Raw genomic sequence first — 22,757 nt, forward strand, 5'->3', positions numbered from 1 at the left:
CTTAGTTCGTCGATGCTTTGATGCTATTTGAATTTTGTCTGGCTGTTGAATTGTCTTTTTGAATGATGACGATAGCGCGGTTGTCGCGCGGAGTTGGGAGCGTAAGGATATGGAATGGCTATCCGGCCTGCCGCGCATGGCGGGCTTGTTCGTTTTGACGGCGGTGATGGAAATCGTCGGATGTTATCTGCCGTGGCTGGTGTTGCGCGAGGGCAAGCCATGGTGGCTGTTGCTGCCCGCCGCTGGCGCGCTGGCCTTGTTCGCCTGGCTGCTGACCTTGCATCCGGCGGCGGCGGGCCGCATCTACGCCGCCTACGGCGGCGTCTATGTGACGGTGGCGCTAGGCTGGCTGTGGCTGGTGGACGGCATCCGGCCGGACCGCTGGGACGCGCTGGGGTGTTCGCTGGCGCTGGCCGGCATGCTGGTGATCATGCTGGCGCCGCGAGCTTAAAGCGAGGACCTTTGCATTCCGGACTGGGCATGGGGCTTGGCAGACCGTTCCTGGCCGCGTTTCGACAGATAAAGACCCGCCAAAATCAGCGCGATGCCGACCAGCTGCAGCGGAGCCGATCTGGCGCTTGGTCCCGACACGTGATCGATCAGCACGCCGCTTATCATCTGGCCCGCTATCACCAGCAGCGTGGTTTTCATAATGCCCAGCCTGGGCAGCGCAATGCTGTTGATCGCGACAAACAAGGCTCCCATCACGCCTCCCAACCAAGCCATGCCGGGCGCCTGCCATGGCAGGCGGCAGGCGGCGCTCCCGACTATAAGCAGCAGGCTTAGAAACAGAAACCCTCCCAGATGATTCCAGAATGAAGCGGACATCGCGCCGCGGCTTTGCGCAAGCTTGCCATTGATGGCGCGGCTGGCGGCTATGCATAGCCCGTTCGCTAGCGCCAATAGCATCAAATACCCCATGTTCAGGCTCCAAAAATCAAAATGGCGCAACCGGACAGAATGGGCAGCAGCGCCAGGATTTCTTGCGCGCGATAGCGTCGCCGAGGCATGCCAAACCAGCCAAAGCGGTCGGTAAGCAAACCAAAGAGAACTTGCCCTATCATGCCGATCGCCAGCGTGCCGGACATCGCCAGCGGACTGTTGACGGTGATGGCGGCCAGCGATACCACCAGCGCGCCCGGCAAGCCGCCCAGGTAAGCCCAGATTGGGGGCGGGGCTGGGCGGCTTGACGTCTTTGGCGTCGGCATGGCTCGCCATATCAGCAATGCAGTCAGCATGCCGATGCCGTGCGCCAGCCAGGAAGCGCAAAGCGGATTGCTGTAGCGCGCGAGTTGGCTATTGCTATGAATCATCAGCGCGAGCAAGCCGCCAGCGAGCAACGCAAGCGCAGGCAGGGTGAGTCGATTGAATAAAATGCGTCGCGAGGGCATGGTTATGGGCTTCTCTGTGATTGATGGCATGAAGACGCATCGTATATTGTGTTTGATTGACTGATAATCCGGCTTTATGGAAACTTATCGTAGAGAATAAGTGGACAATTTCGATGGAGCACTTCGCCGCGATTCCCGTCTTCGTCGCCGTGGTGGAGGCGGGCAGTTTTTCCGCAGCCGCGGCCAAGCTGGGCTTGACCAAATCCGCCGTCAGCAAACGAGTGCAGCAGTTGGAGGCCGGACTGAACGTGCGGCTATTGCAGCGCACGACCCGCCGCCAGAGCCTGACCGAGGCCGGGGAGCGCTATTACGACAGCGTGCGCCATGCCTTGGCCATCGCCATGGAGGCGGAGGAGGCGGCGGCCGGCCTGCAAAGCCAGGCGGCGGGCGTGCTGCGCGTCAGCGCGCCCATGGCTTTCGGCCGCCTGCATTTGTCGCCGCTGGTGCCGGCGTTTTTGCGCCGCCATCCCGCCATTGAGCTGGACCTGGCGATGGATGACCGCATGGTGGACCTGGTGGCCGACGGCTACGATCTGGCGGTGCGCATCGGCAATCTGCCGGACAACAGCATGGTGGCGCGCCGTCTCGCGCCGTGCCGAGTGTGGGTGTGCGCCTCGCCGGACTATCTGGCGGAATATGGCGAACCCAGGCATCCGGCGGAGCTGGCCCAGCATAACTGCATCGCGTATTCCTATTATCGAGGCGGCGCCAGCTGGGTGTTCCAAGGGCCGCAAGGCGAAATCCGCGTGCAGCCGCGCGGCAATTACCTGGTGAACAATAGCGAGGCGCGCCGCGATGCCTTGCTGGCGGGCTTGGGGATTTGCGAGATGCCCACTTTCCTCGTCGGGCCGGACCTGGCGGCGGGGCGGCTCAAGGCGGTGCTGACGGATTACCCTCTGCCTCGGCACGCCATCCATGTGGTGTATCCCGAGCGGCGGCGCTTGCCGGCCAAGGCGCGCGTCTTCATTGATTTTCTGCAGGAAAAGCTGGGCGGCGATCTGCCCTTGTGGGACAGCGGCTTGCCCGCGTCTTTGCTGGCGTCGCCTAACGGGAGACAAGCATGAGCAAAACGATAGGCAAGGCGCTGGTCTGGCTGCGCCGCGACCTGCGGCTGGACGATCACGCCGCCTTCTACCACGCGCTGAAGCATAGCCGGGAAGCGCTGCCGGTATTCGTGTTCGATACCGCAATACTGGACGCCTTGCCGCGTGACGACAGGCGAGTTGACTTCATCCATCAAAGCCTCAAGGCGCTGAAAGCCGAGTTGAACCCGCTGGGCGGCGACCTGCTGATCCGCCATGGCCTGCCTCTGGAAGAAATACCGAGGCTGGCGGCGGCGTTGGGAGCGGAGGCGGTGTTTTGCAACCGCGACTACGAGCCGGCCGCGCGCGAGCGCGACGCCGCGGTGGCCAGCCGCTTGGCCCAACTTGGTATCGCCTTCCATTCTTGCAAAGACCAGGTGATCTTTGAAACCGACGAGGTGCTGACCGGCGCCGGCAAGCCGTTTTCCGTGTTCACGCCGTACAAGAATGCTTGGTTGAAACAGCTGACGCCTTTCTATCTGCAGGCTTATCCGGTGCGGCGCTACCTGGGCGCGCTGATGCCGCGCGAGGCGGAATCGATGCCTAGCTTGGCCGACATCGGCTTTGCGCCCAGCGATCTGTCCACGCTGCCGCTTAAGCCCGGCTCGGATGGCGCCGAAGTTTTGTTCGCCGATTTCGCCGGCCGCATCGAGCGCTACAAGGCGCAGCGCGACTTTCCCGGCGTCAAGGGCGTGTCCTATCTCAGTGTCCACCTGCGCTTCGGCACCATCTCCATCCGCCGGTTGGCCGCCTATGCCTGGCATGAGGGCGGCGAGGGCGCGATGTGCTGGCTGAATGAGCTGATCTGGCGCGATTTTTACCAGCAGGTGTTGTGGCATAGGCCGGATGTGGTCGAACACGCTTTCAAGCCGGAGTACGACGCGCTGCCGTTTCCCAACCATGCCGAATGGTTCGATGCCTGGAGAAACGGGCAAACCGGCTACCCGCTGGTGGATGCGGCGATGCGGCAGTTGAACCGCAGCGGCTATATGCACAACCGGCTGCGCATGGTGGCGGCGAGTTTCCTGGTGAAGGATATGTTGATCGATTGGCGTTGGGGCGAAAAGTATTTTGCGGACAAACTGCTGGACTTCGACCTGGCCGCCAATAACGGCGGCTGGCAGTGGGCGGCCAGCACCGGCTGTGACGCCCAGCCTTATTTCCGCATCTTCAACCCGGTGAGCCAAAGCGAGAAGTTCGATCCCGACGGCCGCTTCATCCGACGTTACGTGCCGGAATTGGCGGCGCTGCCGGACAAGCTGATTCACGCGCCATGGCTGGCCAAGCCGGAGCAATTGAGCATGGCCGGCATCAAGCTGGGGCGGGACTACCCGCATCCCATTGTCGATCACGCGGTTCAGCGCGAGCGGGCGCTGGCCTTGTTCAAGCGCTGATGTCCTCGTTCCATTGGCCGCCTTCCAGCAACTGCCGCCGGTAGCGTTCCGGAGAGGCGCCCAGCTGTTTCTGGAACATGGCGATGAAGGCGGACGGCGTGGCGTAGCCCAGCCGCGCCGAGATGTCCTGCACGCTGTCGCCCTGGCGTAGCCGCGCCAGCGCCTCCACCAGCCGCGCCCGGCCGCGCCACTGGCCGAAGCTCATGCCCAGCTCGCGCTGGAACAGCCGCGCCAAGGTACGCTCGGTGCTGAACACGCGCTCCGCCCATTGTTTCAGCGGCGTGGCGTCGGCCGGATCGTGGCGGATGGCATCCAGTATCGGCCGCAATAGCTTGTGGCCGCTGTCCGGCAGGTAGTTGGCCTCTTTTCCCGATTTCAGCAGCCTTTGGCACAGCAGCTCCGCCTGGCGGATGTCCCAGGGATCGCAGGGCACCGTGACGCGGCGCAGGGCGAAGTCGTCCAACAGGGCGCGCACCAGCGGCGTCTGTTCGATCAGGCAGGTATGGTCCGGCAGCCGCGCGGCCATGCCGCCGCTGACGTAAATCGAGATGTAGTGCATGGCCTGCCGCACATAGGCCGCATGCGGCACTTCCGGCGGCGTCCACAGCAGGTACTGGGCCGGCGCCACCACCTTGCCGTCATCCAGCAATAGCTCCACCAGGCCCAGATTGATGCGGCTCAGCTGGCCCCAGCGATGGCGATGGCGGGCGAACTCGCTCTTGGGCGTGAAGCGGTGGTAGCGAAAGGTCAGCGGCGCCGGTTCCGGCAGCGCGGCGTCGCTGGCGAAATAATCGTCTAGGTCTGGGCTCATCTTGTCCGGTTTGCCTGAGCGGATTGTCTGTTTTGCATTATATCGTCCATAACGGACGATTCTAGAATGTAGGCATCGAGTAGAAGGAGGCTGTGATGGCCATGCTGTTTCCCTTGCTGGCGGTGTTGATCTGGGCCGCCAATGTGATCGTTTCCAAGGCTGCCGCCCATGTTTTGGACCCGGCGGCGATCTCCATTTACCGCTGGCTGGTGGCGGCGCTGGTGCTGACGCCGTTCTGCCTGCCGCAACTGCGTCGCCGCGAGCGCGAACTGAAGCCCTGGCTGGGCAAGCTGTTGGTCTTGTCCGCGTTGGGCATGGTGATGTTCCAGTGTCTGGCCTATTACGCGGCGCACAGCACCAGCGCCACCAATATGGGCGTGATCACGGCCATGGTGCCGCTGCTGGGCCTGTTGCTGAACGCCGCGGTGTTCCGTCAGCGCGTGAGCGCCATGGCTTGGCTGGGTGTGGCGGTATCGTTGTCCGGCGTGGTCTATCTGCTGGGCAAGGGCGACCCGGCCAGCCTGCTGGCCAATGGCGTCAATACCGGCGATGCGCTGATCCTGGCTGGAGCCGCATCTTATGCCTTGTACGGCATTCTGCTCAGGCGCTGGGCGCCGCCGTTCGGCGCTTGGCTCAATCTCTATTTGCAGGCTAGCCTGGCGGTGTTGCTGCTGCTGCCCTTGACGCTGACTGCGCAGAGCATGGCCATCCCGGCCCAGGGCATTGGGCTGGTGCTGTTCGCCGGCATCGGCTCCTCGCTGTTTGCCGCCTATCTGTGGATGCGCGGCATCCAGAAGCTGGGCAGCGACCGCACCGCCATCTTCATGAACTTGCTGCCCTTGTTCACGGCCTTGCTGGCCAGCGCGCTGCTGGGAGAAACCATCCACCATTACCATTGGGCGGGCGGTGGCTTGATCCTGCTGGGCGTGGCGCTGGGACAGGGTGTGCTGACGCGGCGCGGCGCGCTGATATTGTCTTTTGTGAATAAATAATACATTTCATTAACAAAAATTTACGCTACGATTGTGGGGTTTTGTAGCGCCTATAAAAGAGTTGCGTAGGCAATCTGCCGTGAATGTGTGGATGTGATGGATTTCATGGCAGATTTCCGCGCGGCCCGGTTGGCTGGCGCGAAAATGCGAAGTGACTCATGGGTTGACGTAAAGGAATGGCGAGGCTTACCATCGCCGCGTTTTCATTACAGGGGGCTGATGCCTTGGAAAGTTGCAGTAGTAGTTGGTTATCTACAGGGTCGCTCTGACCGGCACAGGCATCGTCACCATTTGATTGGCCGCTGTCTTGCCGCGAAGCTAGACAGTGCGCATCCCAGGCGCGGGCCTCAATCCGCCGCCGCGTACTTACCCCTATACCGTTACTGCTGATGACCGCGTACCGAGCCTTATCGGACGCCTAAATCAGGTTTGCGCATGTTCGCGTTTGCATACGCCGAGCGTTTCTTCGCTTGGCCGACGCAGCCGCGTCCGTGCTCGCATGCCTTCGTTTGCTTGCAAAACGACGGGCGGCATACGCTTGCGCCGCCCGTACGGAGACGATGACAATGACAAATACCGTCAAGAACGAAGCTGTACTGGACAGCGCCCACGTGGGCGATATCCGCGGCGCCTTCGGCACCATACGCCAAGGCGATGTCGGCGACCGCAACAGCATGTGGCAGCGTTTTCGCACGCTGCTGGCGATTCTGGGCCCCGGCATGATCGTGATGGTCGGCGACAACGACGCCGGCGCTTTCAGCACCTATTCCCAAGCCGGCCAGAATTACGGCACCTCGCTGCTGTGGACGCTGATCCTGCTGATCCCGGTGCTGTATGTGAACCAGGAAATGGTGCTGCGCCTGGGCGCGGTCACCGGCGTGGGCCATGCCCGCCTGATCCTGGAGCGCTTCGGCAAATTCTGGGGCGCTTTCAGCGCCATTGATCTGTTCCTGTTGAACGCCCTGACCATCGTCACGGAATTTATCGGCATCACGCTGGGTCTGCAGTATTTGGGCCTGCCCAAGGAGTGGGGCGTGGTGGCGGCCGCCTTGCTGGTGATGGCTGCAGTCAGTACAGGCGATTTTCGCCGCTTCGAGCGTTTTTCGATGATCTTGGTGGGGTTCAGCCTGCTCCTGATTCCGGTGTTCATGATGATGCATCCGCCGATGGCGCAAATCGGTCATGACTTGTTCGTGCCGGGCATGCCGGCCGGCGGCAAGCTGTCCGACGTGATGCTGCTGATCATAGCCATCGTCGGCACTACCGTCGCGCCGTGGCAGCTGTTCTTCCAGCAAAGCTATGTGATAGACAAGCGCATCACGCCGCGCTTCATCAAGTACGAGCGAGCCGATCTGTGGCTGGGCATCGTGCTGGTGCTGATCGGCGCCATCGCCATCATAGGCATGGCCGCCGCGCTGTTCGCCGGCAAGCCGGAGTTCGGCAACTTCCAGGATGCCGGCGCTGTCGCCGCAGGCCTGGGCAAGCACCATAGCCATCTGGCCGGCGTGCTGTTCGCCGTCGCGCTTATAGACGCCAGCCTGATCGGCGCCAGCGCCGTGTCGCTATCCACCGCCTATGCGCTGGCCGATGTGATGAACATGAAGCACTCGCTGCACCGCAAGCCGTCCGACGCGCGCGCGTTTTATCTGGTGTACTTCCTGCTGATCGCCGGCGCCGCCGCGCTGGTGCTGATTCCGGGCGTGCCGCTGGGCCTGCTGACCAATGCCGTGCAAACCTTGGCCGGCGTGCTGTTGCCGTCCGCTTCGGTTTTCCTGCTGCTGCTGTGCAATGACAAGGCAGTGCTGGGGCCGTGGGTGAACGGCCGCTGGACCAATCTGTTCACTGGCGCCGTGGCTGCGGTGCTGGTGTTGCTGTCCATCATTCTGACCGCTTCTGTGCTGTGGCCGGATATTTCCAGCCAGACCATCGTCAATGTTCTGGTTGGAGGAGGCATCATCGGCGCCGTGGTGGTGATCGCGGCCCATGCCGTCAAGCTGCGCCGCGACGCCGAAACCGGCGCGGATCTGGCAGAGGAAGCCAAACCGAGCAAACTGTACATGCACACCTGGCGCATGCCGCCGCTGGACCAGCTCAAGCCCATGGTGTTGTCGCGCAGCAACCGGCTGTGGATGGCGGTGTTGCGCGGCTATCTGGTAGTGGCTGTCATCATGGTGGTGTACAAAGTGACGCAGGTCGCCTTGCTGGGCCACTGAGGGGCAAGGTAAGGTTGTGGCCGGCAGCGCGAGATGCGCCGCCGGCGGAGCAAAACCGCCCGTTTGGGCGGTTTTTCGCATGAGGGAGGGTTCCTCGTGGCTTTCCTGGAAAGCCACGAGGCACGTTCCTTATATATAACAACTTCACAAAGCAGGAGGACGCATGCATTACAACCTGCACAATCTGTTCGATTTCGATCTGTTCGGCCTGTTGCATTCGCTGATCTGCCTGGCCATGGCCTTTGTTTGCGGCACGGTGATCGGGCTGGAGCGGCAATACCGCCAGCGCACGGCAGGCTTGCGCACCAACGCGCTGGTGGCAGTCAGCGCGGCGGCTTTCGTCAATATGGCCTTGCAGCTGGATGGCACCGGCAGCGCTTCGCGCGTGGTGGCATACGTGGTGTCCGGCGTCGGTTTCCTCGGCGCGGGCACCATCATGAAAGAAGGGTTGAACGTGCGCGGCCTGAACACCGCCGCCACGCTATGGGGCTCGGCCGCGACCGGCGCTTGCGCCGGGGCGGGCCTGCTCGGACAAGCCGTGCTGACCACTGTGTTCGTGCTGGCGGTCAACACGCTGCTCAGACCGGTGGTGAACTCCATCAACCGCCGTCCGATCGACGACGACGCCAGCGAGGTCACCTACCAGTTGTGCGTCATCGCCACGCGCGAAGGCCAGAAGCAGGCCTTGGCCCAGGTGGGGGACTTGCTGGATAAGGCCAACTACCCGGTGGGCGATCTGGACGTGGAGGCTTTCGGCGACGATGAGGTGGAAATGACCGCCACGCTGCTGGCCACCTCGGTGGATTCGGATGAACTGGATCGTATTGCTCAGGAATTGACGGCCAAACCGTATATCAGCCAGGCTTACTGGAACACCAGCACCAGCGAGTGATCCTGAATCCGCCCGCGAACAGCCGCCGCGACGATCCGTCCGGCGGCTGTTTCGCATTGGGCGGCAGCCCGGCAGGGTAGGTGTCCGCGCGCCTTGTGCAGAGTCAAAGTTTATGACGGACAGTGTTACAATCGAGACAGGTTTTTAGTTGTCGCGCGGCACGGGTTTCATCCAGCGCCGGCGGCGGGGTAATCCACGGGCGGCCGCACCGGCGCCCGGCTTCTCGAGACAGCCTTATGACCATCATCCGCCAGGAAGACTTCATCCAGAGCATCGCCGATGCCTTCCAGTACATCAGTTGCTACCACCCGAAAGACTATATCGACGCGCTGTACCAGGCTTACCTGAACGAGGAAAGCACCGCCGCCAAGGACGCGATGGCGCAGATTCTGGTCAACAGCCGCATGTGCGCCGAAGGCCAGCGCCCGATCTGCCAGGATACCGGCATCGCCGTGGTGTTCCTGAAAGTGGGCATGCAAGTGCAATGGGATGCCAAGCTCAGCGTGCAGGAAATGGTCAACGAAGGCGTGCGCCGCGCCTACAACCACCCGGACAACAAGCTGCGCGCCTCCGTGCTGCGGGACCCGGCCGGCAAGCGCCAGAACACCAAGGACAATACCCCGGCCGTGGTGCACTTCGAGATCGTCGAAGGCAACCAGGTGGACGTGATCTGCGCGGCCAAGGGCGGCGGTTCCGAGAACAAGTCCAAGATGGTGATGCTGAATCCGTCCGACTCCATTGTCGACTGGGTGCTGAAAACGGTGCCGACCATGGGCGCCGGCTGGTGTCCGCCGGGCATCCTCGGCATCGGCATAGGCGGCACGCCGGAAAAGGCCATGCTGCTGGCCAAAGAAAGCCTGATGGACCACGTGGATATCCACGAACTGAAGGCCAAGGCCGCCGCGGGCGGCGAACTGTCCCGCGTGGAAGCGCTGCGCCTGGAGCTGTTCGAGAAGGTCAACGCGCTGGGCATAGGCGCGCAGGGCCTGGGCGGCCTGACCACGGTGCTGGACGTGAAGATTCTGGACTATCCGACCCACGCGGCTTCCTTGCCGGTGGCGCTGATCCCGAACTGCGCGGCCACCCGCCACATCCATTTCCATCTGGATGGCAATGGTCCGGCCCATCTGGAACCGCCCAAGCTGGAAGACTGGCCGGACATCACCTATGACGCGTCCAACGGCAAGCGCGTGGACCTCGACAACATCACCCGCGAAGAAGTGGCCAGTTGGCAGCCGGGCGACGTGCTGCTGCTGAACGGCAAAATCCTGACCGGCCGGGACGCCGCCCACAAGCGCATGATAGACATGCTGAACAAGGGCGAGGCGCTGCCGGTGGATTTCACCAACCGCTTCATTTACTACGTCGGTCCGGTGGACCCGGTGCGCGACGAAGTGGTCGGCCCGGCCGGCCCGACCACGGCCACCCGCATGGACAAGTTCACGCGCCAGATGCTGGAGCAGACCGGCTTGCTGGGCATGATAGGCAAGGCCGAGCGCGGCCCGGCGGCCATCGAGGCGATCAAGGACAACAAGGCCGTGTACCTGATGGCCGTAGGCGGTTCCGCCTACCTGGTGTCCAAGGCGATCAAGGCGTCCAAGGTGGTGGGCTTCGCCGACCTGGGCATGGAGGCGATCTACGAATTCGAGGTCAAGGACATGCCGGTGACGGTGGCGGTGGACTCCTGTGGCACTTCGGTGCATAACACCGGCCCGGCGGAGTGGCGGGTGAAGATCGGCAAAATTCCGGTCACGCAGGCTTGATTGTCAGGTTTGAGGATGCCGCCCTTGTTGGGCGGCATTTTTTTTGCCTGCCAGAGCGAGTGCGGTTCACGGCATGGATGTGAACCGCAAATGTTGTGACCAAGTTGCAACCACTTTTGCTTGGCAGAAGAATTTAGATTTTTGTCTTGCAAATCTACCGCTTACGTCATACATACTGAAAATGTTCTCGGCATGGTTTCAGTGGTTTTACTTACCGGATTATGAGTATGACGACCAGCTCCGCCACCAGTTTTGGCCTTTACTCGGATGCGCACGCGGGATATCGGCCAGCTTATCCCGAGTCCTTGTACAACTGGCTGCTGCCCTTGTGTCCCGGTTACCAGCGGGCCTGGGACTGCGCCACCGGCGGCGGCCAGACCGCCGTGCGTCTGGGCGGGGATTTTGCGCGGGTGGACGCCACCGACATCAGCAACAAGCAGCTATCCGCGGCCGAGCGGCATGCCCTGGTGTATTACCGCGAGTGTCCGGCCGAGGTGACGCCGTTCGACGACGACTGCTTCGATCTGATCTGCGTGTCGCAAGCGCTGCACTGCTTCCATCTGCCGTCGTTCTGGCCGGAGGCGGAGCGCGTGTTGAAGCCGGGGGGGATTTTCGCGGCCTGGGGTTACCATCACTGCGTGGTGTCGCCGGAGATAGACAAGGCGTGCCGCGTGCTGTGGTCCATCATTGAACCGTTCTGGTCCAGCCGCTGCCAGTTGTTGTGGGACGATTTCCGCGGCAGCGGCTGCCCGCTGCCGCTGCTGAAGGCGCCCAGCTTCACCATGCGCGAGGAGTGGACGCTGGACCGCTTTCTCGCCTTCCTCAACGCCACTTCCGCCAGCCAGCTGTGCAAGCAGGCATTGGGCGAGAGCATCCTGGACGAGGCTTGCCTGCGCATCGCGCGGGCCTGGGGCAATGGCGGCATGAAGCGTAGCGTGGAGCTGCCGCTGCATCTGCTGGTGGCGCGCAAGGACGCGGCGCCGGCTTTCGCCGGCCGCTATTGATTGAGTCAGCGCTGCCGGTCGTATTCCGCCTGCAGGTCGGACAGCAGGATGTTGAGCGCATCCGAAGAGCGGATCAGCTCCATCAGCGAGATGGCCAGCGAGGCGATCATGCACAGCAAGCTCGCGCCAAAAGTGATTTCGCCGGTCGCCTGCCAACCGGTGTAGATCTGGAACATCGCCACGCTGCACAGGAACAGGCTGGCGATGCCCATGAACTGCATCCATTTGATCAGCGTGATGCGAGTGCGCAGATTGCCTATCTGGCGCAATATCTTCGGATCGTGGCTGTCGCGGTATTCCTCATACAGCGTGCGGATGATGCCGGCCAGGCCGAGAAAGCGGTTGGTGTAGGCCAGCAGCAGAAGGGAGACGGCGGGAAACAGCAGGGCCGGGGTGGCCAGGTTCAGTGCGGAGTGCATCAGGAGTTCTCGTCTATCCATACATCGATGCCGGCGGGCGCGGCATCGAACAGTTCAATCACATCGCGGTTTTTCATGCGGACGCAGCCCAGCGAGCTGGGGCGGCCCCATGGTACATGATCTCCGGCGCCGTGGATGTAGATGGCGCGGTCGTAGCTGTCGACATCGCCGCCCTGGTTCAGGCCGGGCTGCTGGCCGCACAGCCATAGGATGCGGCTCAGTATCCAGTCCTTGTTCGGGTATTGGGCGTGCAGTTCCGGCGTGTATTTCCACGGCGTGACCTGGCGGCGGACGATGATGGTGTTTTCCGCCGCGCCGCCGCCGATTTTTTCGCACACGGAGTGCCAGCCGCGCGGCGTCTGGTAGCTGCCCGTGGCCTCGCCAACGCCGTTTTTCGCCGTTGACACCGCGTATTCGCGCTGTATCCGGCCCCAGCCGTCCAGCAGCCGCAGCGTTTGCGATTTCACCGCCACCCAGATCCACGGCGCGCCGTAATGGCGGGCGTTGGGGTGGGTGGCTTGCAGCGGGGCGTCGCTTTCGGCGCGCAAGAGCCAGGCGGCGTCTTCCACGGCGGCCTGGCTGGGCAGGGCGAGGCCGGCGAGCACAAGAAAGAGGGCGCTGCGCATGTCAATCTCCCGCCGCGCGCCGCTGCCGGAAGAAGGCGGACAACTGCTCGGCGCAGGCAGCGGCTTCCACGCCGCCGAATACAGCAGCGTGATGATTGAGCCGCGAATCGGCAAATAGGTTCACCGTGCTGCCGGCCGCGCCGGTCTTGGCGTCGCTCGCGCCGTAGATCACGCGGGCGATGCGCGAATGCAGGATGGCGCCGCCGCACATCGGGCAAGGCTCCAGCGTGACATATAGATCGCAGCCATCCAGCCTGTAATTGCCTAATCGCGAGGCGGCGTCGCGCAAGGCCAGCATTTCTGCGTGGGCGGACGGGTCATTCCGGCCTATGGGCTGGTTGTAGCCGCGGCCTATGATTTCCCCCTCTTTCACTACCAGCGCGCCGACGGGCACCTCGCCCTCGGCGGCGGCTTGCTCAGCCAGCTCGCGCGCCAGGCCCAGAAAGCGGCGGCACGCCTCCGCGGACGGCGGCAGGGCGACCGGCGGGTGCTGAGCCAGTTGGCGCAGCAAGGCGGCCTTGTCCTCATCGTCCAGTTCTTGCCAATGCACGCCGCGCGCGGCGGCCTCCAACGCGAACAGCAGGCGGCGGGTCACGGTATGGCCAGCCGCCTTTAGCCGCAGAAAAGCGGTGACGACGCCGCAGGCTTGCAGCTGCGAGCGGGTGCGGATATCCAGCTCGGCGAGCCAGAGCAGGGCGGAGGGCGGCAGCGGGGGGGAGCTTAGTGTCACGTGGTCGAGGCGAAAACAGTTGCGGCGGTGGCTTTATTATCGCGCGTTTGGCGATGGCGGCCAAACCTGTTCCGCGCGGCTGGAGCCAGCTTCCAGATTGCGTTCTCATTTCATGAAATTGCGCCGATCGGCATAAAGATTTTTATTAAATGGCCGATAGGGTTGGAAAAGAGCAGAAAGAATTCCATGTCCGTGATTTCATCCCAGCCAGCCACCTCCGCGCTGGAGGCGTGGCTGCGGCGCCTCCCTCCATCCCAGCCATCCCATCCCGAGCTTTCCACCGCAGACGCCAGCGCGGCGCCGGGCGCGCCGCCTGCTCGGCTGCCCGCGGGGAACGGCGATTTGCAGCAGTCGCTGAACCAAGGGTGGCAGGATTACATGAGCAAACTGCGTGTGAATCTGAATCAGCCGGTCAAGCAGCAAAGCAAGGAAGCCGACGCGATGCAGAAGCAGCTGCTCAAGCGAAGAGTGGACTCCTTGCGTCAGATGATGTTGATGACGCATGACAAGGCCAGCCTGCGCGCCTTGGCCGGCGAACTGGCGTGCCTGGCGCGCGAGCTCAAGGAGCTGGTCACCAGCATGAGCCGCAATGCGGCCGACGATCCGCAGGCCGTCGGCTTGGCGGCTGGCGGCGGCGCGAGCGCCGCGGATGGAGCGGCTTCCACGCAAGCGGGCGATGAGGGGGAGGCGGCTTCCACGCCGTCGGCGGATGACGCCGGGTCTGCCGCATCGGCGGCGGACGCTCCATCAGGAAGCGGCGTCGCGGCGCAAGACGGCTCGGTTGGGGCGGAGCAGGGGGCGGATGGTGGCCAGCGGCAGACGGAGGCGGCCGCCGCCGCCGCCGCGAATCCGCAAGCGGCTTTAAGCAGCATGCTGGCCAAAGGCAATCCCGTGGCCGGCGATCCGGACATCCAGGAGATGCAGCAAACCTTGAAGATGGTGCAGGCCTTCATCAAGCAGATGGCCCAACAGCTGCGGGCGCAGGAGAAGGACAAGGAGCGGCAGTTGCAGGATGACATGCGGTCTGCGGACAAGGCGTTGCAGGATGTGGACAAGATATTGAAAGGCGGGCCGGAAGCCTTGGCGGCGATGGGGGAATCGCCGGTCAGCGTCAGTGTCCAGGGTGGCGGCGAGGCTGCGGCGTCAGCGGGGCCGCAGGCGGCGGAGTAAGCGCCAGACTGTCCAGAGCGTGGAGCCGCCTTTCAGCCAGCGGCTCAGCTTTCCCTCGGGCAACAGCTTGCCCAACCATCCCAACAGCGAGCCGGCGCCGCCGGCATCGCGCCATAGCGCGAAACCTTGGCCGGACCAGCGCAGCGGCTCGAGCAAGCGCTGTTGCTCCAGCCTGAGCTTGACGCGCAGCGCTTCGCCCTTCATCACCAGCAACTGCTTTTTCATGGCGCGGTCTTGCGGCGTCACGGACTGTTTCCCCCCGGTCCCAGCGCCGCCCAGTCCTTGCGCACTTCCTCCAGCGTGGAGGAGAACGGCGCGGGCTGTTCGCGCAGTCTGCGCCGCAAGTTCAGCATCACGGCCGCGCCGCCGGCGCAGAACAGCAAGGCCAGCGCGGCCATCACGGCTAGCCGCCAGGGCGCCGGAGTCAGCGCCCACAGGGCCAGCACCAGCGCCATCAGGCCGCAGCCGAGCAAGATCAGCCCCAGCATGCCCAGCAGCAGATTGCCAATGGCCTCGTCTTTGAGCTCCTGCGCTTCCAGCGAAGCCAGTTCGGCGCGGGTCAGCAGCAACGACGCCACCCCGCCGGCGAAGGAACGCAGGGAGCCGGGACGAGGCGGGCGAGCGGTTTCGAACATCAGCGGCGGGAGACCAGCATGCCCAGCAGGAAGCCGACGCCGGCGGCGATGCCGATGGACTTCCACGGATTTTCATGCACGTATTCGTCGGTGGCCTTGGCCGCCTCCTTGGCCTTGCCCACCACGGCGACCTCGGCTTCGCGCAGCTTGGCCTTGGCGCTGCCCAGCTTTTCGCTCAGGCGTTTGCGCAGTTCCTTGCTGTGAGCGCTGCCGTCGTCGGCAGTGGCGTCTATCAGTTCTTCTGTGCTGGCCAATACTTGGCGTACGTCATCCAGCAGCTGTTCTTTTTCCTTGGCGATGGCGGCATTGGACATGGCGACCTCCTGGCAATGATGAAAGAAGACAACTCGAAACGCTGACGCGGCGCGCGATGCGGAGCCGCTCAGGCCAAGCTAACAGGCCGGCGCGGCCGCGTCAAACCGCTGCGGCAAACGTTTCATCCACGCTGGTAGAGCGCTTCATCCAGCGATGGTTCCCGTTGCGCGCGCGCGGCGCGGCCGCATAGCAGCCCTACCGCGGCCACCAGGGCGCAGTACATCACGCAGACCCAGGGGCTCCACGGCATGGCGGCGATCAGCAGCAGCGGCGTGACGCTGGCCCAGATCGAATAGGCGATGTTGTAGGTGAAGGAAATGCCGGACACGCGGACATCGGCCGGGAACATGCTCACCATGATGGACGGGACCACGCCGACGATGCCGCAACACAGGCCGGCGAAGGCATAGGCCAGTCCCGGCCAGGCCCAGCCGCCTATCAGGCTGGCGTATAGCGCGGCCACGCCTAGCGGCAGCAGCAGGCTGTACAGGATCAGGCTGCGGCGCTGGCCGATGCGGTCGCAGATGCGGCCGGCGATGACGCAGCCTATGTTCAGAAACACGATGCCGACGCTGCTCAGGGCGAAGGCGCGATCGGCATGCATGCCGAAGCGTTGCTGCAGCAGCGTGGGCGTCACCACCACCAGCACTACTACGGCAGACGTCAGCACGCAGGTCAGCGCCGCGGCTGGCAGCAGCGCGGCTTTGTGCCGGCGCAGCACGGCCAGCAGCGGATATTCGGCTTGCTCGGTCCGGCGTTCGCTCATGGCCAAGAACACAGGCGTTTCGGCCAGCCAGCGCCGCAGCCAGACGCCGAGCAGGCCGAAGGGGCCGCCCAGCAGGAAGGGAATGCGCCAACCGTAGTCCAGCATTTCCTGCGGCGACAGGGCGCGCGCCAGGAAGGTGGCGGTCAGCGCGCCCAGCAGGTAGCCGAAGGTGAGACCGGCTTGCAGCACGCCCAGCGCGTAGCCGCGATGGCGGGGCGGGGCATGCTCGGCGACGAAGGACCAGGCGCTGGGCACCTCGCCGCCGACCGCCGCGCCTTGCAGGATGCGCAGGGTCAACAGAATCAGCGGGGCGAGGATGCCGATGTCGGCATAGGTGGGCATCAAGCCTATCAGCAGGCAGGGACCGGCCATCAGCAGGATGGTCAGGCTGAACACCTGCTTGCGGCCCAGCCGGTCTGCGAAGTGCGCCATCAGGATGCCGCCGAGCGGCCGCGCCAGGTAGCCGGTGGCGAAGATGCCGAAGGTCTGCAGCAGGCGCAGCCATTCCGGCATGGCAGGCGGAAAGAACAGCTTGCTCAGCGTGGTGGCGAAGAAGGCGAAAATGATGAAATCGTAGATTTCCAGCGCGCCGCCCAGCGCGGCCAGACCCAGGGTTTTGTAGTCTGCGCGATTGAGAGGGGCGGATTGTTGATCGGTCATGGTTTGCATGCTGTACCCGGAGATGACAGGTTTGCCTTGGCGGCGAATGATCAGGGACGTTTTCATGCCTGCCGGTTGGCATGCCGGCAGGCGCATGGAATCAAGTATACTTCATTGTCATTATTTTGTTGCTTGCGGCATGCTGTTTCAGGGTGGCTGCGGCGGCCTATTGCCCGCGCATGAACAGCTTGTCCAGATCGCGCAAGGTCAGCCGGGTCCAGGTGGGGCGGCCGTGGTTGCATTGGCCGGAGCGCTCTGTCGCCTCCATGTCGCGCAATAGCGCGTTCATTTCCGGCAAAGTCAGCTGGCGATTGGCGCGCACCGCGCCGTGGCAGGCCATGGTGGCCAATAGTTCGTTGCGGCGCTCGGTCAGCACCTGGCTGAGGCCGAATTCGCGCACGTCCTTCAGCACCGCGCGCGCCAGTTCCACCGGGTCGCCGTCCTTCAGCCATACCGGCACACCGCGCACGGCGATCTGGGTGGGCGACAGCGGCGCCAACTCCACGCCCAGCTTTTTCATCTCTTCGCCATGCTCGTGGGCGGTGGCCACTTCCATGCGGTCGGCGGCGAACGATACCGGTAGCAGCAAGGGCTGCAGCGGGATGGAATCGGATTCCAGCGCCGTTTTCAGCCGTTCGTAGACGATGCGCTCATGCGCCGCGTGCATGTCCACCAGGATCAAGCCTTCGGCGCACTGGCTGAGGATGTAGACGCCGTGCAGCTGAGCCAGCGCGAAGCCCAGCGGCGGGATGCCGTTTTCGTCGTGCGCCGGCATGGCGAGCACGGCCGGATGGGGCAGCGGCGCGGCGGGGGAGGGCATCGCCAGTTCGGGATTGTTCAGCGTCCGTTCTTCTTCGCGCAGGCCGCCGAACATTTTGTCGTAGACGCCCACCGCCTCGCGCGCCACGTTCAGCGGGATGGATTGCTGCTGGTAGCGGAAGGGTTGCGCGCCGGGCGATGCCGGACGCGGAGTGGCGGCGGACGACGCGCTGCTGAACAGCGAGGCTGATTCGCCTCGGCTCAGTCCAATTGCCGCGCCTGTTGTCGCAGCCGGCTCGGCGCCCTCCACCTGCACCGTGGGCGCGGCGCCGGCGGTAGTGCCGGCCAGCGCCTTGTGCACGCTGTGGAACAGGAACTGGTGCACGGCCTGGCTTTCCCTGAACCGCACCTCGATCTTGGTCGGATGCACATTGACGTCCACGCCGGATGGCTCCAGCGTGAAGAACAGCGCGTAGGCTGGATGGCGGTCGTGGTGCAGCACGTCGCGGTAGGCCTGGCGCAGCGCGTGCTGGGCGGTCTTGTCGCGCACGAAGCGGCCGTTGACGTAGAAGTACTGGGCGTCGCGGCTGGCTTTGGAATACGTGGGCGAGGCGACGAAGCCCGTCAGCGCGAGCGGGCCGGCCTGGCTGTCTAGCGGGATGGCGGCGGCGACGAAGTCTTTGCCCAGCAGCGCGGCCACGCGGTCCTCGGCGCTTTGCGAGGGCAGCCGCCACGCCACCTTGCCGTTGTGGCGCAGCAGGAACTCCACCTCCGGGTACGCCAGCGCGATGCGCTCGAACGTGGCCGCGCAATGGGCGTATTCGGTGTTCTCGCTTTTCAGGAATTTGCGCCGCGCCGGGGTGTTGAAATACAGGTCCACCACTTCCACGCTGGTGCCATGCGGATGCGCGGCTGGCTCCACCGGGTGCAAGGTGCCGTCTATCGCGATGATCTGGTGGGCGTGCTCGGCGTCTTGCGGCCGGCTCACCAGCGTCAGCCGGGAAACCGACGCCACGCTGGCCAGGCCTTCGCCGCGGAAGCCCAAGGTCGCCACCGATTCCAGATCGTCCAGCGAGGCGATCTTGCTGGTGGCGTGGCGGTCCAGCGCCAGCGGCAGGTCTTCCGCCGCGATGCCGCCGCCGTTGTCCGTCACCCGGATCAGCTTGATGCCGCCCTGGGCCAGGTCCACGCTGATGCGCGTCGAGCCGGCGTCCAGGCTGTTTTCCAGCATTTCCTTCAGCGCGGAGGCGGGGCGTTCCACCACTTCGCCGGCGGCGATCTGGTTGACGAGGTGGTCGGGCAGGCGTTGGATGCGTGTCATGGGCGGCGAGAGCTAGGGGCTGAAAACGAACAAGGCCGCGCGGAGCGGCCTTGGCGATTCTACTACGGATTTACTGCTGGGCGGCCGTACGCTTGTGGCGCAGGTATTCGATGATGGCCGGCAGGAAGGAGACGATGATGATGCCCAGCACCAGCAGCTCCAGGTTCTTGCGCACAAAGGGCAGGTTGCCGAAGAAATAGCCGGCGTAGACGAAGCCCGCCACCCACAGCACCGCGCCGACCACGTTGTAGACCGTGAACTGGCGGTAGCCCATGGCGCCGATGCCGGCGACGAAGGGCGCGAAGGTGCGCAGGATGGGCGCGAAGCGGGTGAAGATGATGGTTTTGCCGCCGTGGCGCTCGAAGAAGGCGTGGGTCTTGTCCAGATAGTCCTGCTTGATCAGGCGCGGATAGCGCTGCAGCAGCGCCTTGCCCAGGTAGCGGCCTATGGTGTAGTTGGCGGTATTGCCCAGAACGCCGGCCACGATCAGCGTGCCGGTCAGCGTGTGCACGTCCATCTGGCCCATGGCGGCCAGCGCGCCGGCGACGAACAGCAAGGAATCTCCCGGCAGGAAGGGCGTCACCACCAGGCCGGTTTCGCAGAAGATGATCAGGAACAGAATGGCGTAGATCCACGGGCCGTAGTTGGCCACCAGCTGCGCCAGGTGGGTATCGATGTGCAGAATGAAATCGATCAGGAATGTCAGGACTTCCATGAGGGTTCCCGTGCGTAATTGAAGTGCGGGTTGAGCGAAGGGCGCGCAAAAAACTGGCCGGACAAGCCGGCCAGGCTGCTGACAAAGTGAATCGGTACGATTCTAGAGGACCCGGCACAACCGGGCCTCGCCAAATAAGCGGCTCATTCGGCAGCCTTCCTATTTGAATCCCAATTCCCGGCCCTTGCCCTCAAGGGAGCCTCGCCTTCAAGAAGGCGAGGAGGGCTATCAACAGCCGACTGGCCGGACAAGCCGGCCAGTTTATGGGATGCGGGGATCAGACCACCGCTTCCTCTTTTTGTTTCACCGGCTTGATCATGTGCTCGCGCTTCACGCCCAGCCACAGGGCGATCGGGCTGGCCACCAGCACGGAGGAGTAGATGCCGAACACGATGCCTATGGTCAGCGCCATGGCGAAGCCGTGCAGCGCCGGGCCGCCGAATACCAGCATGGACACCACCATCATTTCAGTGGAGAAGTGGGTGATGATGGTGCGGCTCATGGTGGAGGTGATGGCGTTGTCTATCACCTCGTTCACCGCCATGTGGCGGGTGCCCGTCTTGCGGAAGTTTTCGCGGATCCGGTCGAACACCACCACCGATTCGTTCACCGAGTAGCCCAGCACCGCCAGGATGCCGGCCAGCACGGTCAACGAGAACTCCCAGCGGAAGAAGGCGAAGCAGCCCAGGATGATCACCACGTCGTGCATATTGGCGATGATGGCCGCCACGGCGAAGCGCCATTCGAAGCGGATGGCCAGGTAGAGCATGATGCCCAGGCACACCAGGATGATCGCTGTCAGGCCGCTGGACACCAGTTCGGCGCCCACGCTGGGGCCGACGAAATCCACCTTGCGTAGTTGCACGGTGGCGTCGGCGGCCTTCAGCGAGCCCATCACCTTGTCGGAGAGCTGGGCGGAGCTGGTGCCAGGCTTGTTCGGCAGGCGGATCATCACGTCGCGGCTGCTGCCCAGGTTCTGCACCGTGGACTCGCCCAGCTTCAGGCTGTCCACCTTGTCGCGGATCTGGTCCAGATTGGCCGACTGCTGATACTGCACTTCCAGCACCGTGCCGCCGGTGAACTCCACGCTGAAGTTCAGGCCGCGTGTGGCCAGGAAGAATACGGCGAGAATGAAGGTCACCAGCGAGATGGCGGTGGTGAGCCTGCCGTAGCTCATGAACGGGATATCCCGTTTGATGCGGAAAAGCTCCATTGGATTAGCCCTTGTTTTCCGGTTTCCACACTTGGCCGATGGCCAGCGTGGTCAGTTTGCGGCGACGGCCGTACCACAGGTTCACCAGGCCGCGCGACACCAGCACCGCCGAGAACATGGAGGTCAGGATGCCCAGGCAGTGGACGATGGCGAAGCCGCGTATCGGACCGCTGCCGAAGATCATCAGCGCCAGGCCGGCGATCAGCGTGGTGACGTTGGAGTCCAGGATGGTGTGCCAGGCGTGGTTGTAGCCGGCCTGGATGGCCGAATGCGGCGGCATGCCGTTGCGCAGTTCCTCGCGGATGCGCTCATTGATCAGCACGTTGGCGTCAATCGCCATGCCCAGCGCCAGCGCGATGGCGGCGATGCCGGGCAGGGTCAGCGTGGCTTGCAGCACGGACAGGATGGCGATCAGGAAGAACACGTTCATCGCCAGCGACAGGGCGGAGAACACGCCGAACAGGCCGTAGTACAGCACCATGAACACGGCGATGGCGGCAAAGCCCCACAGCGTGGCATGGAAGCCCTTCTCGATGTTTTCCTTGCCCAGGCTCGGGCCTATGGTCCGCTCTTCGATGATGTTCATCGGCGCGGCCAGGGAGCCGGCGCGCAGCAGCAGGGCGGTGTCGTTGGCTTCGGCGCTGTTCATGCTGCCGGAGATTTCCACGCGGCCGCCGCCGATCTCGGTGCGGATCACCGGCGCGGTGACCACTTCCTTGTGGCCGCGGTCCACCAGCACCATGGCCATGCGCTTGCCCACGTTTTCAGCGGTCAGCTGGCGGAAGATGGAAGCGCCGGCGCTGTCCAGATTGATGCTGACGGCGGGCGCGCCGAACTGGTCGAAGCTGGGCTGGGCGTCGTTGATATTGTCGCCGGTCAGCTCCACGTCGCTCTTCAGCAGTATCTTGCTCTGGCCGCGCGAGGTGGCTTCGTCCAACAGCTCGTAGCCGGCCGGCACGTTGCCGGCCATCGCCTCGGCCATTTTGCCCTGGTCGTCTTCGACCATGTGCACTTCCAGCGTGGCGGTGCGGCCGATGATGTCCTTGGCGCGGGCGGTGTCCTGAATGCCGGGCAGCTGCACCACGATGCGGTTCGGACCATTCTGCTGGATGATGGGCTCGGTGGTGCCCAGCTCGTTCACGCGGTTGTGCAGGGTGGTGATGTTCTGCTTGACCGCGTCGTTCTGGATCTTGGTGATTTCTTCAGGCTTCAGCGACAGGATCAGCTTGTTGCTGGCGTCGTCGGCGCGGATGGACAGATTGGGCACGGCGCGATAGGCCACGTCCTGCGCGGACTTCAGCGTGTCGGCGTCGCGCAGCTGGACCTCCAGCGTGTTGCCGATGCGCTTGATGTCGCCATAGCGTACCTGCTTGTTTTTCAGCTCGCGCTTGATGTCGCCGGCGTAGCGCTGCATGGCCTTGTCTATTGCCGCCTTCATGTCCACTTCAAGCAGGAAGTGCACACCGCCGCGCAAGTCCAGGCCAAGGAACATCGGGTTGGCGCGCAGCGAGGACAGCCAGGCCGGGGAAGCCGGCAGCAGGTTCAGCGCGATGATGTAGTTGTCGCCCAGCGCGTGCTGGATGGCGTCGCGGGCCTTCAGCTGGGTGTCGGTGTCCTTGAAGCGGATCTTCAGGGTGTTGCTGTCGAGGAACTCGCCGTCGGGGCTGATGTTCTGCGCCTTCAGCGCGTCTTCCACGCGCGCCATCAGCGCCGTGTCCACCGGAATGGATTGACGCGTGCTGGAGACCTGCACCGCGGGGGTCTCGCCATAGAAATTAGGCAGCGTGTAGATCGCGGACAGGATCAGCGCCACCGCGATGACGAGGTATTTCCAGAGAGGGTAGCGGTTCATGTTCTAGTTCTGGGGTGGAAAATGAACAGGCCGC

At 63.8% G+C, this 22,757-nt stretch carries 23 protein-coding genes; 9 read left to right on the plus strand and 14 right to left on the minus strand.

All coding sequences use genetic code 11. From position 1 onward, the window contains the following. Positions 1 to 109 precede the first annotated feature (109 nt). A complete protein-coding gene (locus C2I19_RS01890; RefSeq protein ID WP_103901035.1) occupies positions 110 to 451 on the plus strand; it encodes a YnfA family protein in 342 nt (113 codons plus the stop codon). Here the strand turns inward: C2I19_RS01890 and C2I19_RS01895 are convergent. Then, positions 448 to 951, minus strand: coding sequence for a DMT family transporter (locus C2I19_RS01895; RefSeq protein WP_233201065.1), 504 nt, complete (start codon positions 949 to 951; stop codon positions 448 to 450). The two genes, C2I19_RS01890 and C2I19_RS01895, sit on opposite strands and share 4 nt — an antisense overlap. Continuing rightward, a complete protein-coding gene (locus C2I19_RS01900; RefSeq protein WP_103901037.1) occupies positions 924 to 1,391 on the minus strand; it encodes a DMT family transporter in 468 nt (155 codons plus the stop codon). The genes C2I19_RS01895 and C2I19_RS01900 overlap by 28 nt, the downstream gene beginning before the upstream one ends. A 113-nt stretch (positions 1,392 to 1,504) precedes the next feature. Here C2I19_RS01900 and C2I19_RS01905 point away from each other — a divergent pair, with 113 nt between their 5' ends. Both C2I19_RS01905 and C2I19_RS01910 read left to right on the plus strand, forming a co-directional pair. Beyond that, positions 1,505 to 2,455 carry a LysR family transcriptional regulator gene (locus C2I19_RS01905; protein ID WP_103901038.1) on the plus strand — a complete coding sequence of 317 codons (951 nt, stop codon included), beginning with the start codon at positions 1,505 to 1,507 and terminating at the stop codon, positions 2,453 to 2,455. Further along, positions 2,452 to 3,867, plus strand: a complete 1,416-nt coding sequence (locus C2I19_RS01910; RefSeq protein WP_103901039.1) for a cryptochrome/photolyase family protein — start codon at positions 2,452 to 2,454, stop codon at positions 3,865 to 3,867. Before C2I19_RS01905 ends, C2I19_RS01910 begins: the two co-directional genes overlap by 4 nt. On the opposite strand, the gene C2I19_RS01915 is transcribed toward C2I19_RS01910, so the two are convergent. Then, positions 3,857 to 4,678 (minus strand): AraC family transcriptional regulator, encoded by an 822-nt coding sequence (locus tag C2I19_RS01915; RefSeq protein ID WP_103901040.1) that lies wholly within the window; start codon positions 4,676 to 4,678, stop codon positions 3,857 to 3,859. The genes C2I19_RS01910 and C2I19_RS01915 overlap by 11 nt on opposite strands. A 95-nt stretch (positions 4,679 to 4,773) precedes the next feature. Between C2I19_RS01915 and C2I19_RS01920 the strand changes: the two genes are divergently transcribed. The 5 genes from C2I19_RS01920 (at position 4,774) to C2I19_RS01940 (ending at position 11,542) form a co-directional block, all read left to right on the plus strand. Further along, positions 4,774 to 5,670, plus strand: a complete 897-nt coding sequence (locus C2I19_RS01920; protein WP_103901041.1) for a DMT family transporter — start codon at positions 4,774 to 4,776, stop codon at positions 5,668 to 5,670. Between the two features lie 566 nt (positions 5,671 to 6,236). Beyond that, positions 6,237 to 7,883, plus strand: a complete 1,647-nt coding sequence (locus C2I19_RS01925; RefSeq protein ID WP_103901042.1) for an NRAMP family divalent metal transporter — start codon at positions 6,237 to 6,239, stop codon at positions 7,881 to 7,883. 163 nt (positions 7,884 to 8,046) lie between these two features. Then, entirely contained in the window at positions 8,047 to 8,775 is a 729-nt protein-coding gene (locus C2I19_RS01930; RefSeq protein ID WP_103901043.1) for an MgtC/SapB family protein, read from the plus strand. Between the two features lie 236 nt (positions 8,776 to 9,011). After that, complete coding sequence (locus tag C2I19_RS01935; protein WP_103901044.1) at positions 9,012 to 10,538, plus strand: fumarate hydratase; 1,527 nt, start codon at positions 9,012 to 9,014, stop codon at positions 10,536 to 10,538. Between the two features lie 227 nt (positions 10,539 to 10,765). Next, positions 10,766 to 11,542, plus strand: coding sequence for a class I SAM-dependent methyltransferase (locus C2I19_RS01940; RefSeq protein ID WP_158253611.1), 777 nt, complete (start codon positions 10,766 to 10,768; stop codon positions 11,540 to 11,542). Between the two features lie 5 nt (positions 11,543 to 11,547). Here the strand turns inward: C2I19_RS01940 and C2I19_RS01945 are convergent, their stop codons facing one another. From C2I19_RS01945 to tadA, 3 genes are read right to left on the minus strand one after another with little or no spacing between them, the layout of a single operon-like run. Then, complete coding sequence (locus C2I19_RS01945; protein ID WP_103901046.1) at positions 11,548 to 11,961, minus strand: DUF2721 domain-containing protein; 414 nt, start codon at positions 11,959 to 11,961, stop codon at positions 11,548 to 11,550. Continuing rightward, the gene (locus C2I19_RS01950) at positions 11,961 to 12,587 is read right to left on the minus strand and encodes a L,D-transpeptidase (protein ID WP_103901047.1); all 627 of its coding nucleotides are present in this window, start codon (positions 12,585 to 12,587) and stop codon (positions 11,961 to 11,963) included. Before C2I19_RS01950 ends, C2I19_RS01945 begins: the two co-directional genes overlap by 1 nt. A 1-nt stretch (position 12,588) precedes the next feature. Beyond that, the gene (gene tadA / locus C2I19_RS01955) at positions 12,589 to 13,317 is read right to left on the minus strand and encodes a tRNA adenosine(34) deaminase TadA (RefSeq protein ID WP_103901048.1); all 729 of its coding nucleotides are present in this window, start codon (positions 13,315 to 13,317) and stop codon (positions 12,589 to 12,591) included. A 186-nt stretch (positions 13,318 to 13,503) separates the two neighbouring features. Here tadA and C2I19_RS01960 point away from each other — a divergent pair, with 186 nt between their 5' ends. Next, complete coding sequence (locus C2I19_RS01960; RefSeq protein ID WP_103901049.1) at positions 13,504 to 14,487, plus strand: hypothetical protein; 984 nt, start codon at positions 13,504 to 13,506, stop codon at positions 14,485 to 14,487. On the opposite strand, the gene C2I19_RS01965 is transcribed toward C2I19_RS01960, so the two are convergent. The 8 genes from C2I19_RS01965 to secD all read right to left on the minus strand — a co-directional run bounded on the left by C2I19_RS01965 (position 14,461) and on the right by secD (position 22,723). Continuing rightward, the gene (locus C2I19_RS01965; RefSeq protein ID WP_103901050.1) at positions 14,461 to 14,733 is read right to left on the minus strand and encodes a hypothetical protein; all 273 of its coding nucleotides are present in this window, start codon (positions 14,731 to 14,733) and stop codon (positions 14,461 to 14,463) included. The two genes, C2I19_RS01960 and C2I19_RS01965, sit on opposite strands and share 27 nt — an antisense overlap. Then, positions 14,730 to 15,122 carry a phage holin family protein gene (locus tag C2I19_RS01970; RefSeq protein ID WP_103901051.1) on the minus strand — a complete coding sequence of 131 codons (393 nt, stop codon included), beginning with the start codon at positions 15,120 to 15,122 and terminating at the stop codon, positions 14,730 to 14,732. The genes C2I19_RS01965 and C2I19_RS01970 overlap by 4 nt, the downstream gene beginning before the upstream one ends. After that, positions 15,122 to 15,436: an ElaB/YgaM/YqjD family protein gene (locus C2I19_RS01975; protein WP_103901052.1), complete on the minus strand. Its 315-nt coding sequence runs from the start codon at positions 15,434 to 15,436 to the stop codon at positions 15,122 to 15,124. The genes C2I19_RS01970 and C2I19_RS01975 overlap by 1 nt, the downstream gene beginning before the upstream one ends. Before the next feature lie 122 nt (positions 15,437 to 15,558). Next, entirely contained in the window at positions 15,559 to 16,863 is a 1,305-nt protein-coding gene (locus C2I19_RS01980) for an MFS transporter (RefSeq protein WP_233201066.1), read from the minus strand. 166 nt (positions 16,864 to 17,029) lie between these two features. Then, the gene (mutL, locus tag C2I19_RS01985; protein WP_103901053.1) at positions 17,030 to 18,943 is read right to left on the minus strand and encodes a DNA mismatch repair endonuclease MutL; all 1,914 of its coding nucleotides are present in this window, start codon (positions 18,941 to 18,943) and stop codon (positions 17,030 to 17,032) included. A 70-nt stretch (positions 18,944 to 19,013) separates the two neighbouring features. Then, entirely contained in the window at positions 19,014 to 19,658 is a 645-nt protein-coding gene (locus C2I19_RS01990; RefSeq protein ID WP_103901054.1) for a DedA family protein, read from the minus strand. A 277-nt stretch (positions 19,659 to 19,935) separates the two neighbouring features. Beyond that, on the minus strand, positions 19,936 to 20,871 hold the full coding sequence (gene secF / locus C2I19_RS01995; RefSeq protein WP_103901055.1) for a protein translocase subunit SecF: 936 nt from the start codon (positions 20,869 to 20,871) through the stop codon (positions 19,936 to 19,938). A gap of 4 nt (positions 20,872 to 20,875) precedes the next feature. Further along, positions 20,876 to 22,723 (minus strand): protein translocase subunit SecD, encoded by a 1,848-nt coding sequence (gene secD / locus C2I19_RS02000; RefSeq protein WP_103901056.1) that lies wholly within the window; start codon positions 22,721 to 22,723, stop codon positions 20,876 to 20,878. Positions 22,724 to 22,757: the final 34 nt, after the last annotated feature.

The sequence above is a fragment of the Chromobacterium alticapitis genome (assembly GCF_002924365.1).
Taxonomy (GTDB): Bacteria; Pseudomonadota; Gammaproteobacteria; order Burkholderiales; family Chromobacteriaceae; genus Chromobacterium; species Chromobacterium alticapitis.

What these genes read in the sequence shown, in the direction of transcription:
- C2I19_RS01890 (WP_103901035.1), top strand. Translation starts at nt 110, where the DNA reads ATGGAATGGCTATCCGGCCTGCCGCGCATGGCGGGCTTGTTCGTTTTG.
- C2I19_RS01900 (WP_103901037.1), bottom strand. Translation starts at nt 1,391, where the DNA reads ATGCCCTCGCGACGCATTTTATTCAATCGACTCACCCTGCCTGCGCTT.
- C2I19_RS01905 (WP_103901038.1), top strand. Translation starts at nt 1,505, where the DNA reads ATGGAGCACTTCGCCGCGATTCCCGTCTTCGTCGCCGTGGTGGAGGCG.
- C2I19_RS01910 (WP_103901039.1), top strand. Translation starts at nt 2,452, where the DNA reads ATGAGCAAAACGATAGGCAAGGCGCTGGTCTGGCTGCGCCGCGACCTG.
- C2I19_RS01915 (WP_103901040.1), bottom strand. Translation starts at nt 4,678, where the DNA reads ATGAGCCCAGACCTAGACGATTATTTCGCCAGCGACGCCGCGCTGCCG.
- C2I19_RS01920 (WP_103901041.1), top strand. Translation starts at nt 4,774, where the DNA reads ATGGCCATGCTGTTTCCCTTGCTGGCGGTGTTGATCTGGGCCGCCAAT.
- C2I19_RS01925 (WP_103901042.1), top strand. Translation starts at nt 6,237, where the DNA reads ATGACAAATACCGTCAAGAACGAAGCTGTACTGGACAGCGCCCACGTG.
- C2I19_RS01930 (WP_103901043.1), top strand. Translation starts at nt 8,047, where the DNA reads ATGCATTACAACCTGCACAATCTGTTCGATTTCGATCTGTTCGGCCTG.
- C2I19_RS01935 (WP_103901044.1), top strand. Translation starts at nt 9,012, where the DNA reads ATGACCATCATCCGCCAGGAAGACTTCATCCAGAGCATCGCCGATGCC.
- C2I19_RS01940 (WP_158253611.1), top strand. Translation starts at nt 10,766, where the DNA reads ATGACGACCAGCTCCGCCACCAGTTTTGGCCTTTACTCGGATGCGCAC.
- C2I19_RS01945 (WP_103901046.1), bottom strand. Translation starts at nt 11,961, where the DNA reads ATGCACTCCGCACTGAACCTGGCCACCCCGGCCCTGCTGTTTCCCGCC.
- C2I19_RS01950 (WP_103901047.1), bottom strand. Translation starts at nt 12,587, where the DNA reads ATGCGCAGCGCCCTCTTTCTTGTGCTCGCCGGCCTCGCCCTGCCCAGC.
- C2I19_RS01960 (WP_103901049.1), top strand. Translation starts at nt 13,504, where the DNA reads ATGTCCGTGATTTCATCCCAGCCAGCCACCTCCGCGCTGGAGGCGTGG.
- C2I19_RS01970 (WP_103901051.1), bottom strand. Translation starts at nt 15,122, where the DNA reads ATGTTCGAAACCGCTCGCCCGCCTCGTCCCGGCTCCCTGCGTTCCTTC.
- C2I19_RS01975 (WP_103901052.1), bottom strand. Translation starts at nt 15,436, where the DNA reads ATGTCCAATGCCGCCATCGCCAAGGAAAAAGAACAGCTGCTGGATGAC.
- C2I19_RS01980 (WP_233201066.1), bottom strand. Translation starts at nt 16,863, where the DNA reads ATGACCGATCAACAATCCGCCCCTCTCAATCGCGCAGACTACAAAACC.
- mutL (WP_103901053.1), bottom strand. Translation starts at nt 18,943, where the DNA reads ATGACACGCATCCAACGCCTGCCCGACCACCTCGTCAACCAGATCGCC.
- C2I19_RS01990 (WP_103901054.1), bottom strand. Translation starts at nt 19,658, where the DNA reads ATGGAAGTCCTGACATTCCTGATCGATTTCATTCTGCACATCGATACC.
- secF (WP_103901055.1), bottom strand. Translation starts at nt 20,871, where the DNA reads ATGGAGCTTTTCCGCATCAAACGGGATATCCCGTTCATGAGCTACGGC.
- secD (WP_103901056.1), bottom strand. Translation starts at nt 22,723, where the DNA reads ATGAACCGCTACCCTCTCTGGAAATACCTCGTCATCGCGGTGGCGCTG.